Here is a 15,393-nt window from a genome sequence, read left to right as displayed (position 1 = left end):
CCGGGGTGGGGAACTTCGACGATCAACTCCGGGGAATCTCACTGATCGCCATCAACGCGTCGATCACCGCCTTCCAGCCCCGGCTTGCAGCGGTTTGAAGCTCGTAGAAGCTCTCTTCCCACCAGGTAGCGGCCATGCCTGCAGCGGCGAAGCGGTCAACGCCAGCAGAAACCATGCGAGACGCGAAGTTCTCTACGAGTTCGTGGCGTTGACCGACCTGAAGGCAAATGTCGGGCAGTTGACGGAGCATGGGTTCCACGGTATCGGCCCACCATCTTGGCCAGGGACTGGTAGCCGCTCGTTGAGCGACCGCGTAGCCGATGGCCTTGTGGGCAGCTTCGCGTCCGGGAGGGTATGGGATGTTATGGCACCAGTCCGCATAGCCGTCGCCACGATCGGCGAACAAAGTGGCGGGATCGAGACCTGCATGTTCCAGCAGCTCTTTCGCTGCGTCGATCTCAGCCATGGGTACACCACCGTGTAGGTGTGCCCGCACATCGTGCGGCTCGGCTGGAGGTGAGTTGTCGGCGTAGCGGCGGATGTTGCAGTTGAAGTCGTTGCCAGCCAGTTCGTCAATGGTGACGACCTTGGCGAAGCCGTCGACATCGGCAAAGTTCAGGTAGGTCGCGGTGATCTTCTCCTCGTCGCGTGGACGCAGATGGTTCTGGGCGCGGCCTTCTCCGTGCTCTCGGTCGGCATTGATGAAGAGCACCTTGCCCTGCCGCTCCGAAGGTTTGGACTCCTTAGCTCGTAGGATCAGGATGGCGGCGGGGATGCCGGTGCCGTAGAACAGATTCGGACCGAGACCGATGACTGCGTCAAGGAGGTCATCTTCGATAATCCTCCGTCGGATGGTTCCCTCTGATCTCCCCCGGAACAGCACTCCGTGGGGCATGACTGTGGCCACGATTCCGTCCTTCGTGAGAACGGCCAGCATGTGTTGGAGGAACATGAGGTCGGCCATCTTGCCTCCCTCGGGCGTGTAGCCGTACCGGAACCGTTCAGTGTGGGTGAGCGAGTCCTTGTCGTAGTTCTGGCTGAACGGCGGATTGGTGATCACCCGGTCGAACCGCCGTAGCTCACCGCCAACCGTGTGCTCGGGGCTGGCGAGTGTGTCCTCGTTGCGGAGGTCGGCGTCGCGGATGCCATGTAGCAGCATGTTCATCTTCGAAATCGACCACGTGGTGCCGTTGTTCTCCTGACCGGCAAGAAAGAGGTCGGAGGGATCGCCTCCGTTGTCGGCCACGTGGTTACGTGCGTAGATCAGCATGCCGCCCGAGCCCGAGCACGGGTCGTAGATGGCCATACCCTCCCGGGGATCGACAAGGCGTACCATCAGCTTCACGACCGGGCGGGGTGTGTAGAACTCGCCACCCTTCTTGCCGGCCGAGTCGGCAAAGTCACGGATCAGGTACTCGTAAGCGGCGCCAAGCAAGTCGGGGAACTCGAAGTCCTCGTTGCGAAGCCGGTACTTCGAGAAATGCTGGATTAGATCGCGCCACTTCTTGTCCGTGACGGTCGTCCTACCAACCCTCCGATTGAAGTCGATGTGTTGCAACACACCCTCAAGTGACGGATTGCTCTCTTCCAGTGAGGCAAGGGCCCTATTGAGCCCATCCCCCACCTGGTAGTGAAGCTCGTCGCGGAGGTGCCACCATCGGGCTTCAGATGGCACGAAGAAGGCGTCCGTGTAGAAGTCCGGATCGTCAGCGCGCTGCTCCGCCTGCTCCCGAGAACGACCGCGAGCAAGCTGGTCCTGTATGACCTGATCGTGCTCCTGCTCGAAGACATCGCTCGCCCGCTTCAGGAACAATGCCCCGAAGATGTACTCCTTGAACTCCGAAGCGTCCATCTTTCCCCGCAAGATGTCGGCGGCAGCGAAGAGGTGGCGTTCAAGCTGAGGAAGCGTAAGCACGGAGACAACAATAGAACGCCCACGTGAAGGTCCTGTCACTCCGCCTCGAACCGCCGGATAGCGAGGTTCCCCATCGGTTCGAACGGCCTATATACGTCGGCTTCCCGCCGTCCGCACAACCATCAATTTATCGACACCTAGAAAGGTTGATGTTGTCAGACAGATGCGTTCTGGCTGGAAGGCGTGGTGGCTAACGGTTCTCCTCCGCGTGATGGGGCGCTCACATCAGCCCGAGTCTCAGTCCTCTTCGAGGGTTGCCTCGTCTACCAGCAGGGTGACGGCGTTGTTCAGGATCTGGAGGAAGCCTCCGCCCACTGTGGCCTTGATGCGGTCCTCGCCGGCCTGGATGCTGACCGTTCCGGCGGCGAGGGCGGCCATCACGGGCTCGTGGTTGGCGAGGATGCCGATCTCGCCTTCCACTGTTCTGGCCACCACGAACTCGGCCTCGCCGGACCACAACACGGCCTCGGGGGAGACCACGTCGACCTTCATGGAGGTCGAGGCGACTACCACTAGGCGGCTTCCTGCTGGATGGTGCGGGCCTTGCGCATGGCCTCCTCGGCGCCTCCCACCATGTAGAAGGCCTGCTCCGGAAGATGGTCCAGCTCGCCGTTCAGCAACATCTTGAAGGAGTCGATGGTCTCCTGGAGCGACGTGTAGACGCCGGGCTGTCCGGTGAACTGCTCGGCCACGAACATGGGCTGGGACAGGAACCGCTGGATGCGGCGGGCCCGGGCCACGATCAGCTTGTCCTGCTCGGACAGCTCGTCAACGCCGAGGATGGCGATGATGTCCTGGAGGTCCTTGTAGCGCTGCAGCACCCGCTGCACGTCGGTCGCCACGTCGTAATGCTCGGTCCCCACGATCTGGGGATCCAGCGCGCGGCTGGTCGAGTCCAACGGATCCACGGCCGGGTAGATGCCCAGCGCCGTCAGCGGGCGGCTCAGCACCGTGGTGGCGTCCAGGTGGGCGAAGGCCGTGTGCGGGGCCGGGTCGGTGATGTCGTCCGCCGGGACGTAGATCGCCTGCATCGAGGTGATCGACCGGCCCTTCAGCGAGGTGATGCGCTCCTGGAGGAAGCCCATCTCGCCGGCCAGGGTGGGCTGGTATCCCACCGCCGAAGGCATCCGGCCCAGCAGCGTGGAGACCTCCGAACCGGCCTGGGTGAAGCGGAAGATGTTGTCGATGAACAGCAGCACGTCCTGGCGCTGGACATCCCTGAAGTACTCGGCCATGGTCAGCGCCGATAGGCCCACCCGGAGCCGGACTCCCGGGGGCTCGTCCATCTGGCCGAAGACGAGGGCGGCCTGGTTGATCACCCCGGTCTCGGACATCTCGAGGAAGAGGTCGTTCCCCTCCCTGGTGCGCTCCCCCACCCCGGCGAACACCGACACGCCGTCGTGCTGGGTGGCCACCCGGTTGATCATCTCCTGGATGAGCACCGTCTTGCCCACGCCGGCGCCGCCGAACAGGCCGATCTTGCCGCCCCGGAGGTAGGGGCAGATCAGGTCGAGCACCTTGATGCCGGTCTCGAACACGTCCTTGGTGGGCTCGACATCCTCGAAGGGCGGGGCGGGACGGTGGATCGGCCAGCGCTCTCCGCTGAACTCGATGTCGGGGGCGTCCAGGGAGTCGCCCCACATGTTGAAGATGTGCCCGAGAGTCTGATCCCCGACCGGGACCGAGATGGGTGCGCCGGTGTTGCGAACCGGACACCCTCTTACCAGGCCGTCGGTCGGCGCCATCGCCACCGCTCTCACCCGGTTGCGACCCAGGTGCTGCGCTACCTCGGCCACCACCGTCTTGTGCTCGCCCTCGACGTCGAACTCGATCTCGAGGGAGTGGAGGATTTCCGGGAGGCCTTCCCGCGGGAACTCCACGTCGACCACCGGGCCGGCGACCTTGGTGATCCGCCCTACGCTGACAGCTTCTGCCATGTTCTCTCCAGTTTCAACTCGCGGACATCGCTTGCGCGCCGCCCACGATCTCGGCTATTTCAGTGGTGATCTCGGCCTGCCGCGCCTGGTTGGCCGTTCTCGTCAGGACCTTGATGAGCTCCTCGGCGTTGTCCGTGGCCGCCTTCATCGCCCGCTGGCGGCTGGCGTGCTCCGACGCCGAGCTCTCCAGCAGCTGTTCGTATATGGCCGACTCCACGTAGCGCGGCAGCAACCGCCCCAGGATGGCGCCCGGATCCGGCTCGTACTCGTAGGAGACCGCCGGCCCCGCGGCATCCGGCGCGCCTTCCTCATCGGCGGGAGGGCTGACCGGTAGCAGCTCGGCCCGGGTGGGAATGTACGACAGGGCGGAGCGGAAGACGGTGTAGAAGATGTCCACGGCGTCCACCGTCCCCGACCGGTAGTCGTCCGTCAGGGCCTGGGCGATCTTGCGGGCATCGGCGTAGACGGGCTGGTCCGTCACCGCCAGGAAGCTCTCGGCCATCTCGTAGCCGCGGAAGCTGAAGTAGGTCTGCGCCTTCTTCCCCACCGCGTACAGGCGGACCGCCACACCCTGATCCCGCCACTCGACCATGTGCCGCTCGGCCATCCTCAGCACCGAGGAGTTGTAGGCGCCGGCCAGGCCCCGGTCCGAGGTCACCACCAGCACTCCCATCGTGACCAGGTCCCGGCGCTCCAGCAAGGGGTCGGCCACGTCTCCCGAAGCGCGGGCCACGTTCCGGATGACCTCGATCATCTTCTCCGCGTAGGGGCGGGCGGCCCGGACCCGCTCCCGGGCCTTGACGATGCGCGAAGCGGCGATCAACTCCATCGCCCGGGTGATCTTCTTGGTGGACTCGACGCTTCGAATCCGCCGGCGGATGGCTCGGAGTTCGGCGCTGGCCATTCCGGGGCGCTACTCCCCTCCCCCGAACGAGTCCTTGAAGGCCGAGATGGCTTTTTCCAGCGCGCTGGTATCGGGGAGCTTTCCGGTGCGCTTGATGGTGTCGAGCAGGTGGGCGTGCCGGACCCGCACGAACTCCCGCAACTCTCCCTCGGCTCTCGAGATGTCCTCGGCGGGGATGTCGTCGAAGAGGCCCTGGGTCACCGCGTAGATGGCCAGCACCTGTTCCTCCACCGGCACGGGGGCGAACTGGGGCTGCTTGAGGACCTCGACCACCCGGCGGCCCCGCTCCAGCTGGGCCAGCGACACGGCGTCCAGCTCGGAGCCGAACTCGGCGAAGGCCTCCAGCTCGCGGTACTGGGCCAGGTTGAGCCGAAGCGTTCCGGCGACCTTCTTCATGGCGCCGATCTGGGCGTTGCCTCCCACCCGTGACACCGAGATGCCGGCGTTCATGGCAGGACGGATACCCGCGAAGAACAGGTCAGTCTCCAGGAAGATCTGGCCGTCGGTGATCGAGATCACGTTGGTGGGTATGTAGGCCGACACGTCGTTGGCCTTGGTCTCGATCAGCGGCAGGCCGGTCAGGGATCCCCCGCCCATCTCGTCCGACAGCTTGGCGCAGCGCTCCAGCAACCGGCTGTGCAGGTAGAAGACGTCACCGGGGAAGGCCTCGCGGCCGGGCGGGCGCCTCAGGAGGAGGGAGATCTCGCGGTAGGCCACCGCCTGCTTGGACAGGTCGTCGAAGATGACCAGGGCGTGCTGCCCGTTGTACATCCAGTGCTGGCCGATGGCGGAACCCGCATAGGGCGCGTACATCTGGAGGGCCGGCGGCTCCGAAGCCGCGGCCGTCACCACCACCGTATACTCCATGGCGCCGGCCTCCTCGAGGGCGGCCACCACCTCGGCGACCGTCGATGCCTTCTGGCCGATCGCCACGTAGATGCACTTGACCTCGTCGGGAGTGCCCTGGAACTGCTTCTGGTTGATGATCGTGTCGACCACGATGGCGGTCTTGCCGGTCTGGCGGTCGCCGATGATCAGCTGGCGCTGTCCCCTACCGATCGGCGTCATCGAGTCGATCGCCTTGATGCCGGTCTGGAGCGGCTCCGTGACAGGCTGGCGCTGCACCACCGACGGCGCCTGCGTCTCCAGCAGGCGGCGCTCGGTCGAGGGGATGTCCCCCTTGCCGTCCAGGGGCTCGCCTAGCGGACCGACCACGCGGCCCAGCAACCCGTCGCCCACGGGAACGGAGAGGACGCGCCCGGTCTGGCGGACCGCATCGCCCTCCTCGATGTGGGAGGCGTCGCCCATCAACACCACCCCGAGGTCCTCCTCATCGAGGTTGAGGGTCACGCCGAGGAGGCCTCCGGGGAACTCCATCAGCTCCGAGGCGGCCGCGTTGGGGAGTCCGGAGACCCGGGCCACACCGTCGGCGACCGAGGTCACGTAACCGACTGTCTCCTGCTCGAGGCTGGGTGACCAGCTCTCCACGTGCTCCCGGAGCGCGGCGGTTATGTCATCGGGACTAATGGTCAGTTGAGCCATCAAACACTCCACTCCTGAATCTCGGTTGACGTTGCGTAGGGGGCGGGTCCGGTCATCCGGCCACCGCTTCGCGTAGCCGTTCCAGACGCTTGCGGACGGAGCCGTCGATCACGGTGTCACCCACCCGGGCCACCAGACCACCGAGAACCGACTCGTCCACCACCACCCGAACCTCCACTTGATTACCGATCCGCTCGGCCAGGGCCCGGGCCAGACGATCGACGGTTTCCTCATCCAGCGGGATGGCGCTCCGCACCTCCGCGACGGCCCGATCGCGCGCCTCGGCCGAGCGGGCCGTGAACTGGTCAGCGATCGCCATCAGGTCCTCGCCCCGACCCAGCCCCACCGCGAAGCTCACGAAGGCGACGGTAAGGCGGTGGGCGCGGGCAGCCAGGAGATCATCGATCACCGCCTGCTTGCGTTCCATGGGCAGGCGAGGGTCGCTGAGCGCCTCCCTCAGGTCCTCGGAACCCTCCAGCGCCCGGGCCACCAGGAACAGTTCGTTCTCGACCCGCTCCAGGACACCCTCGCCGCGGGCCAGCTCGAAGATGGCTGCGGCGTAACCCTGGATCCGTGCGTCGGCCATCAGCAGCCTGCCTGTGGAATGGCGATGTGCGGACGGGCCACTAGTTGCTCGACTCCAACTCTTCGAGATAGTCCTCGACCAGGCCCATCTGGGCCTCCCGGTCGAGATTGCGCCCGACCACCTTCTCGGCCAGGTCGACCGACAGGGTGGCCACCGTGGTGCGCGCCTCCGCGAGGGCGCGAGCGGTCTCGGCGTTGGCCTCATCGCGCGCCCTGGCCACGATCTCGTCCGCTTCCTGCTGCGCCCGGGCAATGGTCTCGGTACGCACCGACTCGGCCGCTTGGCGCGCCTCGTCGACGATTCGAGCCCCTTCATCCTTGGCGCCGGCCAGCTGTTCGCGGTACTGGGAGGCCAGCTGTTCGGCTTCCTCCTTGCTGTTCTCGGCCGCCTCTAGGCGTGATCGCTCGGCCTCCTGGCGGCGAGCCAGGGTGGCGCTCAACGTGGGAATCACCCATCGCCACGCGAAAAAGAAGATGATGGCGAAGGCAATGACACCCGCGATCAGCTCCGAGATCTCGGGCCGCAGCAAGTCGATCCCGCTGCTTCCCGACTCTTCGGCAGCCACCACCAGGGGCGCTGCCGCCATATATCGCCTGTTCGAGGGTGCCATCAGCCGATGAAGAACAACACGAAGCCGATCAGGGCCAGCGCCTCGGTGAAGGCGATGCCCAAGAACATGGTCGTGCGGACCGTTCCCTCCATCTCCGGCTGCCGGACCATCGCGGTGATGGCGTTACCGACCACGATGCCGATACCGATGCCGGGACCAATGGCCGCCAGGCCGTAGCCGACCAGGTTGAGGCTCCCGCTGATGTTGCCGGTGAGGCCGGCTTGGGCCAGCGTGAGCGCTCCCTGCCCTAGCGCAAGAACTGCGTCCATCCTTGGTTCTCCCTTTCTGGTTGTCTATTTCGTCACTTTGTCGTTAGGCCCTTGCGCCCGTGTCCGGCTCGCTAACCGTCAGTGGGCCGGCTCCAGCGAGGTCTGGATGTAGACCGCGGAGAGCAGGGTGAAGATGTAGGCCTGAAGCACCGCCACCACAAACTCGAAGATCCAGATGGCCAGCCCGAAGGCGAACCAGATGACCCCGATGCCCGCCTTGAGGCCGATGTCACCCACGCCGGCCACGAACAGGACGCCGGACACGAGCAGCAGGGTCAGCATGAGGTGCCCGGCCACCATGTTGGCGAACAGCCGCACGGCCAGGGTGACGGGACGGAGCACGAAGGTCGAGACCACCTCGATGAGCCCGACCAGCCAGCGCATAGCGAGGGGGACCGACTTCGGCCAGATGGCGTCGAAGAAGTAGTGCTTGAAGCCGTTCTTGGCGAAGCCCACGAACACGAAGATCACCCAGGTGAGGATGGCCAGGAAGCCGGAGAGGGCCATCCGCGAGCTGATCGGGAAGTTCACCAACGGAGTGACCTTGAAGAGGTTCCCCACCAGCAGGAAGAAGAAGACCGCCAGGAGGTAGGGGAAGTAGCGCATCCCGTGCACCGGTCCGATCACGCCCTTGGCGATGTCGTCCCGGACGAAGCCCACCAGGCTCTCTATCGCCAGCTCGTACTTGGAGGGGACCAGCTGCCCGCGGCGCAGGCCGAAGTAGAGGAGCCCCAGGACGATGGCCATGGCGGCGAAGATCAGGAAGACGGTTCGGGTGAAATGGAACCCGCCTATCGAGAACAGCGGCGTGGTGAACTCGAAGAGGCTGTTCACATCGGTGGGCGCGCATATGACCTCGGCCTCGAGGTCACAGTCGATCGCCAGAATCATCACATCACCCATGCGATCGATCACTCCTTCCGCTCGCCGTCCCGGCCTTCCACGCTTTGCCGGATCTGCTGGCTCGCCGGCTCCCGCGCGCTCCCGCTTCCCAGAGGAGCAACACCGTGTAGGTCGCGATCACGGTCAGCCCGAGCGCCGGGCGATCCACATCGAAGAGGGCCGCCACAGCCAGCATCGTTGCGACTATCAGGCCGAGTCGCGCCACGAACCCGAAGAGGGCACCGGCATGATAGGCCCCGAGCGACACCCTAGCCAACCAGGACATGAGCGCGCCCGACAGCAGGTAGTAACCGACCACCAGGACGACCCCTATGGCCGCGGCCACGGCGCCGTCGAGGCCCCTGATGAGGCCCGCCAGCACCACCGCGACCGGACCCACCACCACGGCGCGGCCCAGGAGGGAACGCACCAGGTTGAGCTCGACCGGAGGGCGACCCGCCAGGTAGTCCTCGACCTCGCGGCGGGTCAGACCGCCGGGGTGCGTGGTAGGAGTCTCAGCGGCCGGCAACGGGCTGCTTCCCGGTGGGGATCCTGACCACCATCCACAAGCGATAGAACCCGTTAACGGATCCCAGGACGATGCCGGCCACGATGAGCCATGGTTCGGTGTCGAGCCATCGATCGGCAAGCCAGCCCAGCAGGGTGCCGGCCATTATCGAACCGAAGAAAGAGCCTCCTGCAACCCATCCGTCAGCCACTGCTGAAGTCACTCCGGCATGCGCTGTCCGGAGGGCTGAACCCTGGGCGGGTCGAGGGATTTCCGCGTGGGAGGAGTGCTGGCCGGCGGGCTCGGGCATCAGCCCGGATGGTAGCCCGCTTGTGATCAGCTTCACAATCAGCAGAGGGGCATAAACCGGGGCTGATCGCCGGTTACGAATCGCCGCTCGACGGGTGCGGATGGCCGGATTCCAGTTCCGACGTCGATGGACTGAGAACAGCCTACGGGTCGGCGCGGACGGGGTTCGGACCAGGCGACAAACAAACGACAACAACCGTTTTAGAAGGTTTCGTCACCATGAACTTTAGAATATCATGATAATCTAAAGCTCCACTTTCCGAGCCAGGGCAACCGGGCAGGCCGGTCAGGGTGGGTCGGATCAAAGACCTGCCGTCAGGCGACCGCCAGCCGGCTCACGGGCCGGAGCGTTTCACGGATTAGCGCTACGTCGTCGCTTCCGATCCCCTCAAGGGAGACACCCCGGCTCACGAACAGGAACTCGTACGCGAAGACGCGGCCGGAGTGGTCGAGATGGGCGATGCGGGTGTCGTCGAGTCGCCGCCCGCCGGCTTCGCCTCCGTGAGCGGGGCGCAGCCGCAGGAAGATCGCGTCAGCCTCCGAGTCATAACGAACCTGCATCCGATTCTCCCTTCAACGGCCAACCCAGTAGACGGTAATGACGATACCCGGTCGAGGGCCTGCGGAGAGTACGACGTGTAATAGGCGGCCCTTCACCGTGGATTCATACTCGTGGGCGGTGTCTCCTTCGAACCACCGCCCTGGACGAGCCAGGACGGTCTCCACCATCTCACGGGTGATACCCTGCTCGCCCATTCGCCTCAATGCGTGATAGCTGAAGCGGAGTCGACCTCGATCGAATCCGAGGAATCCAGATACTCTGTTCAAGGTGGGTCTCGCGGGCTCTTGCGTGTCGCCCGGTGATGGCCGAGTGTGGCCGGTATCGCTCATCAGTTGAACGTACGGTGATCCGCATCCGGCTTCAAGAGGTGTGATTCGCGACCCGGATGCCGGGGAGGGGCGCTGCCACCCAGGGCACTTCCACGAAGCTGCCCTGGGCCGGCTGCCCTGTGGTGGTTACTCAGTTGAAGTCGCCCTGCCAGGGGCGGAGGGCGAAGTCAGTTGCCGGGATGATGAGTACTAGACGTGGCCGGGGAAGTCGGGGGGATAGGGAGGGAAGGCCGCGGCCAGTTCCGCTACGTCGCTCTGGACCTCCCCGACGATCGCCTCGTCCGTCCGGTGCCGGAGGGCGCGGGTGATCAGGGCGGCGATCCGGGCCGCCTCGGCTTCTTCCATCCCGCAGGTGGTGATGCCCGGCGTGCCGATGCGCAGGCCGCTGGTGATGTAGGGCGGCCTCGGGTCGAACGGAATACCGTTCCGGTTAAGGGTGATCCCGATCGAGTCGAGGAGGGTCGAGGCTTCCTTGCCGGTCAGATCCTCGTCGATGGATCGCATGTCGAGCAGCAGCAGGTGGTTGTCGGTGCCGCCCGAAACCACCCGCACCCCGCGCTCCATAAACGCTCCGGCCATGGCCGAGGCGTTGGCCACGATCTGATGGGCATAGGCCCGGTAGGCGTCCGTCGAAGCCTCGCCGAAGCAGACCGCCTTGCCCGCGATCTGGCTGATGATCGGCCCACCTTGCATGTCGGGGAATACTGCCTTGTTGAGACCGGCCCCGTACTGCTCCTTGGCCATGATCATGCCACCCCGGGGTCCCCGGAGCGCCTTGTGGGTGGTGGCGGTGACGATGTCGGCGATCGGCACGGGGTTGGGCGACGCCCCGCCCGCCACCAGGCCGATGAAGTGGGCCGCGTCCACCATTAGCAGCGCCCCGATCTCGTCGGCGATGGACCGGAAGGCGGCGTAGTCGAGGTGCCGGGAGTAGGCGGAGTAGCCGGCGAGGACGATCTTGGGACGATGTTCTAGCGCCTTGGCCCTGACCTCGTCCATGTCGATCCGCTCGGTCCGGCGATCGACCCCGTAGGCCACGAACCGGTAGAGGCGGCCGGAGAAGTTCACCGGAGAGCCGTGGGTCAGATGGCCACCCTCGGCCAGGCTGAGGCCGAGCACCGTATCCCCCAGCTCGAGATGGGCGAAGTAGACCCCCATGTTGGCCTGGGCGCCGGAGTGGGGTTGCACGTTGACGTACTCGGCGCCGAACAGGGCCTTGGCCCTGTCGATGGCCAGGCTCTCGATGCCATCCACGAATTCACAACCCTCGTAGTAGCGCCGACCCGGGTATCCCTCCGCATACTTGTTGGTGTAGATCGATCCGCACGCCTCCATGACGGCGGGCGACGCGAAGTTCTCCGACGCGATCAGGTGGATGTGGGTGTTCTGGCGGGCCACATCCCGACGGATGAGCTCCGCCACCTGGGAGTCGACCTGTTCGATCGGTCGCATGTCGGTGATGCCGTCACCTCCGCTCTGGACGCGGCCCCAGGGTACTAGCGCGCCGCCGGAATCGGATGCTGCAACGGCTCGCCGGCGGCGAATGGTCGGTCCGCGAGTCGCCGGCTGTCACGCCACCTTTTGCGCGGCGTCGGAGCGTCCCCGTAGTGTCTTGATCGGGTGAGACGCCGACAGTGATCGACATCAGCGGGCACGTGACCGCGGGCTTCGAGCCGGTCGTCGACGCGTTCGAGGAGAACTTCGCCATGCGGGGCGAGGTGGGGGCCGAGTTCTGCGCCTACGTGGGGGGTGAATGCGTGGTCAACGTCTGGGCGGGGATGGCGACGCCTGAGCGCCCGTGGGCACAGGACACGCTCGTCTTCCTGTTCTCGGTGACGAAGGGGGCGACGGCCCTCGTGGCCCAGGTCCTGGCCGACCGCGGCCTGATGGACGTGAACGCCCCTATTGCCGCCTACTGGCCCGAGTTCGCCGCGCAGGGTAAGGACGGGGCGCTGGTCCGGCACATTCTCAGCCACACGCTCGGGCTTCCGTCCTTCCCCGGGTATTGGGATCTCGTGAGCGGTGACGACGCGGCGGGGTGGCATCGCACCGATGAGATCGCGGCCCGGCTCGCCGCCGCACCCCTGGCCTGGGAGCCGGGAACCACCCTCGGATACCACTCGATCAGCTACGGCTGGCTGGTGGGCGAGCTGGTGCGACGGATCGACGGCCGTACTCTCGGGACGTTCTTCGCGGACGAGGTATCCCGCCCGCTCGGCTTGGACGTCTGGATCGGGCTTCCCGTCGAGCAGCACGGGCGGGTGGCCCGGCTCCTGCACGATCCCGACCCGGCAGCCGACCTCCTGATGGCCATCTGGGCACCGGATAATCCCGCCGGCGCCGCGCTCTTCATCGGCCCTGAGCGGCGGAGTTCGGTCGATCTGGCCAACGACCCCCACCTCTGGACGGCGGAAGCGCCGGCCATCAACGGGATCGGCGACGCCCGGAGCGTGGCCCGCATGTACGCCATGCTGGCCGGGGGAGGCACGCTCGACGGGGTGCGGATCGTATCCGAGGAGTCGGTCGTCGCCCACTCGGCCGAACAGGCCCGGGGCATCGATGCCGTATTCGGAGGCGCATCCCGGGTCGCCCTCGGCTACGGCCGCTCCATCGGTGGCGGCATGTCGCTGGGACCCAACGACGAGGCGTTCGGGATGCAGGGTATTGGAGGCCCCCTCGGCTACGCCGACCCGGTCGCAGAAGTGGGCTTCGGATATGCCATGAACCAGACGTACATGAATGCGGGCACCGACCCCCGCCCCCGCGCCCTCTCGAACGCGCTGTACGAGGCGATCGCCCGCCAAGGCGGCTGACACCCGATCCTGGTCCGGCAGCCCGGTCTCAGTCGTATTCCACCGTGAGCCGGGGGGTGAGGGGTAGAGCTTGGCAGGTAAGAATCGTCCCTCCGGAGATGTCGGCGTCGGTCAGGGCCATGCGGGCCCGGAGGTGGACTCTTCCCCGGCGTAGCCTCGCCCGGCAGGCGCCGCAGACTCCCGATTCGCAGGAATACGGCGGGGTTTGGTCAGCAGCCCGCGTCGCGCCCAGCACCGTCTGCCCGGCCGCCACGGGAACGGTAAGGGTCACGCCTCCGAGCCGTACCGTGGCGTCCGCGGCCACACCCTCCACCGAGTCGTCGGGTGGCTCCACCGGGCCGTAGCTCTCCATGTGGATACGCGTGTCCGGCACGTCGATATCCAGGAGAGCACGGCGGACCGCGGCGTTCATCCCTCCCGGGCCGCAGACGTAGTACCGGGTGTCCTGGGCGTACGGCGGATGCTCGTTGATGAAATCGGCCACGCACCTGGCGTCGATCCGTCCGCGTCTCCAAGGCGCGAGCGACGGCGCCCGGGAGGAGGACGAGAGCACGTGCCGGACCCGGAGACGACCGTCCGAGCCCTCCTCCATCCGGGCCAAGTCCTCACGGAAGATGGCCGATCCGGCGTCGACATTGCCATAGGCCAGCTGGGCCACCGAGTGGGGCTCGGACACCAGGACGGAGCCGATCATGGCGAACAACGGCGTGATGCCGCTGCCCGCACCGAAGAAGTAATAGGTGCGCCGGGCCCTGGGATCCGGATCCAGGTAGAAGCCGCCGAAGGGAGGCATCACTTCCACCACGTCGCCGGCGGCCACGCGGTCGTTCACGTGATTCGAGACCAGGCCGCTCTCGTGCCGCTTGACGGTGACACGCAGACGCCCGCCCTCCGGCCTATCGGAGATCGAGTAGGGCCTGCGGACCTCTCCCCCACCGAGGTGAAAGCGCAGCGTGACGTGCTGACCGGCCTTCCATCGAAAGGCCTCCCGCAGCCCTTCTGGAACGTAGAAGACCAGGCTGGTGGCCCGCTCGGTCTCGGCCCGGGTCGCCGACACCCGGAGCCGGTGGAATGCTCCGTCCACCTATCCCTCGACCCAGCGCCGCACCAGTTCCTGGTGCTCTCGTACCCCGGCCTCGCCCACCGACGAGGGGCCATGCTCGAAGTAGGGGCTCCGGAGGGACCGCTGTTGCTGCTCGCAGGCATAGATGTCCTCGGCCATGAAGTCGCCCGAGGCCATGGGGTCGTCTCCGTGCCCTTCGAACTTGCCGGAGACGCGCCTGGCCCAGAACCGTCGCGAGCGCGCCGCCTGGCGGGCGAAGGCCCGGTACGGAACGGCGGCCACCCTGGTGCGGATGACCACCCGGGTGCGGTCGGGCGAGAGAGGGTTCACATGGAACAGGGACCAGGTGCTCTCGGTCTCCGCCAGTCCTATGCCGGGAAAGAGCATCGGCACCCACGCGCCCGCCTGCTCGGCTGGAATCACCAGCGGATAGGGCGAGTTCTTCTCGACGTCCTTGGCGTAGTCAGGCGCCAGGGGCTCCCAGAACGCGAAGTGCGGGCCGACGAAGCCCGACTCGATGCGCGAGTGGTCGTACATCCGCAGCGTCCCGGAGTGGAGGTGCGCCAGGTGGTAGCCGTCGATGTAGTTCTCGACCACAATCTTCCAGTTGGCCTTGATGGTGTGCTCGGTGCGGCCCTTCGGGTACTCGGCCAACTCGTCCACCTCGTGAGGGCCAAGGTGCGGCTCCACCTCGCCGAACCAGTCCATTATCGAACCCGCGTTCTCATCGGGATGCACCCATAGCATCCCCCGCCACAGGTCCACCGAGGCCTTCTTGAGGCTGACGCAGTCCAGGTCGACTCCCGGGAACTGGCGTTCCCGGTCCGGCACGGAGATGAGGCGCCCCTCGAGGTCATAGGTCCAGTCGTGGTAGGGGCAGACGATGGCGCGCTGGGTCTTGCCCACCGCCCTCAGCAACTGCGTCCCCCGGTGGCGGCAGATGTTGTGGAACGCCCGCAACCGGCGGTCCCTGCCCATGACGATGAAGATGTTGTTGAGCCCGGCCTGCACCGATACGTATTGCCCCGGCTGGGCGACATCCTCGACAAAACCGGCGCAAGCCCAGGTGCGGGAGAAGATGCGCTCCTGCTCGCGGTCGAACCACTCTCTGGAGGTGTATGCCTCCACCGGCAGGATGGGCATTCCTCTTCCTTCAGCCACCGC

General features: G+C 66.1%; 16 protein-coding genes. 1 reads left to right on the top strand and 15 read right to left on the bottom strand.

Translation table 11 applies throughout. The annotated features are described in order from the left end of the window. Positions 1 to 22: 22 nt before the first annotated feature. The 13 genes from OXM57_14235 to OXM57_14175 form a co-directional block, all read right to left on the bottom strand. On the bottom strand, positions 23 to 1,915 hold the full coding sequence (locus OXM57_14235) for a class I SAM-dependent DNA methyltransferase (GenBank protein ID MDE0353837.1): 1,893 nt from the start codon (positions 1,913 to 1,915) through the stop codon (positions 23 to 25). Between the two features lie 237 nt (positions 1,916 to 2,152). Beyond that, positions 2,153 to 2,428: a F0F1 ATP synthase subunit epsilon gene (locus OXM57_14230; protein MDE0353836.1), complete on the bottom strand. Its 276-nt coding sequence runs from the start codon at positions 2,426 to 2,428 to the stop codon at positions 2,153 to 2,155. Further along, positions 2,428 to 3,852 (bottom strand): F0F1 ATP synthase subunit beta, encoded by a 1,425-nt coding sequence (gene atpD / locus OXM57_14225; GenBank protein ID MDE0353835.1) that lies wholly within the window; start codon positions 3,850 to 3,852, stop codon positions 2,428 to 2,430. Before atpD ends, OXM57_14230 begins: the two co-directional genes overlap by 1 nt. A 13-nt stretch (positions 3,853 to 3,865) precedes the next feature. Further along, positions 3,866 to 4,756: a F0F1 ATP synthase subunit gamma gene (locus OXM57_14220; protein ID MDE0353834.1), complete on the bottom strand. Its 891-nt coding sequence runs from the start codon at positions 4,754 to 4,756 to the stop codon at positions 3,866 to 3,868. A gap of 9 nt (positions 4,757 to 4,765) precedes the next feature. Beyond that, positions 4,766 to 6,298, bottom strand: coding sequence for a F0F1 ATP synthase subunit alpha (gene atpA, locus OXM57_14215; GenBank protein ID MDE0353833.1), 1,533 nt, complete (start codon positions 6,296 to 6,298; stop codon positions 4,766 to 4,768). 52 nt (positions 6,299 to 6,350) lie between these two features. Further along, positions 6,351 to 6,884, bottom strand: a complete 534-nt coding sequence (gene atpH, locus OXM57_14210) for an ATP synthase F1 subunit delta (GenBank protein ID MDE0353832.1) — start codon at positions 6,882 to 6,884, stop codon at positions 6,351 to 6,353. A 40-nt stretch (positions 6,885 to 6,924) separates the two neighbouring features. After that, entirely contained in the window at positions 6,925 to 7,470 is a 546-nt protein-coding gene (gene atpF, locus OXM57_14205; protein MDE0353831.1) for a F0F1 ATP synthase subunit B, read from the bottom strand. Positions 7,471 to 7,493: 23 nt separating this feature from the next. Then, on the bottom strand, positions 7,494 to 7,763 hold the full coding sequence (gene atpE, locus OXM57_14200; GenBank protein MDE0353830.1) for an ATP synthase F0 subunit C: 270 nt from the start codon (positions 7,761 to 7,763) through the stop codon (positions 7,494 to 7,496). Between the two features lie 78 nt (positions 7,764 to 7,841). Then, on the bottom strand, positions 7,842 to 8,666 hold the full coding sequence (gene atpB / locus OXM57_14195; protein MDE0353829.1) for a F0F1 ATP synthase subunit A: 825 nt from the start codon (positions 8,664 to 8,666) through the stop codon (positions 7,842 to 7,844). After that, the gene (locus tag OXM57_14190) at positions 8,659 to 9,174 is read right to left on the bottom strand and encodes a hypothetical protein (GenBank protein MDE0353828.1); all 516 of its coding nucleotides are present in this window, start codon (positions 9,172 to 9,174) and stop codon (positions 8,659 to 8,661) included. The genes atpB and OXM57_14190 overlap by 8 nt, the downstream gene beginning before the upstream one ends. Beyond that, positions 9,161 to 9,376: an AtpZ/AtpI family protein gene (locus OXM57_14185; GenBank protein ID MDE0353827.1), complete on the bottom strand. Its 216-nt coding sequence runs from the start codon at positions 9,374 to 9,376 to the stop codon at positions 9,161 to 9,163. The genes OXM57_14190 and OXM57_14185 overlap by 14 nt, the downstream gene beginning before the upstream one ends. A 401-nt stretch (positions 9,377 to 9,777) precedes the next feature. Continuing rightward, positions 9,778 to 10,023 carry a DUF2283 domain-containing protein gene (locus OXM57_14180; GenBank protein ID MDE0353826.1) on the bottom strand — a complete coding sequence of 82 codons (246 nt, stop codon included), beginning with the start codon at positions 10,021 to 10,023 and terminating at the stop codon, positions 9,778 to 9,780. Positions 10,024 to 10,542: 519 nt separating this feature from the next. Next, positions 10,543 to 11,805: a serine hydroxymethyltransferase gene (locus tag OXM57_14175; GenBank protein ID MDE0353825.1), complete on the bottom strand. Its 1,263-nt coding sequence runs from the start codon at positions 11,803 to 11,805 to the stop codon at positions 10,543 to 10,545. Positions 11,806 to 11,987: 182 nt separating this feature from the next. Between OXM57_14175 and OXM57_14170 the strand changes: the two genes are divergently transcribed. After that, the gene (locus OXM57_14170) at positions 11,988 to 13,166 is read left to right on the top strand and encodes a serine hydrolase (protein MDE0353824.1); all 1,179 of its coding nucleotides are present in this window, start codon (positions 11,988 to 11,990) and stop codon (positions 13,164 to 13,166) included. 28 nt (positions 13,167 to 13,194) lie between these two features. Here the strand turns inward: OXM57_14170 and OXM57_14165 are convergent, their stop codons facing one another. Beyond that, complete coding sequence (locus OXM57_14165) at positions 13,195 to 14,250, bottom strand: ferredoxin--NADP reductase (protein MDE0353823.1); 1,056 nt, start codon at positions 14,248 to 14,250, stop codon at positions 13,195 to 13,197. Then, positions 14,251 to 15,390 (bottom strand): aromatic ring-hydroxylating dioxygenase subunit alpha, encoded by a 1,140-nt coding sequence (locus OXM57_14160; protein MDE0353822.1) that lies wholly within the window; start codon positions 15,388 to 15,390, stop codon positions 14,251 to 14,253. Positions 15,391 to 15,393: the final 3 nt, after the last annotated feature.

This window comes from bacterium (assembly GCA_028820935.1).
In the GTDB taxonomy this organism is placed as follows: Bacteria; Actinomycetota; Acidimicrobiia; order Spongiisociales; family Spongiisociaceae; genus Spongiisocius.
This window is presented reverse-complemented; position numbering and strand designations above follow the sequence as displayed.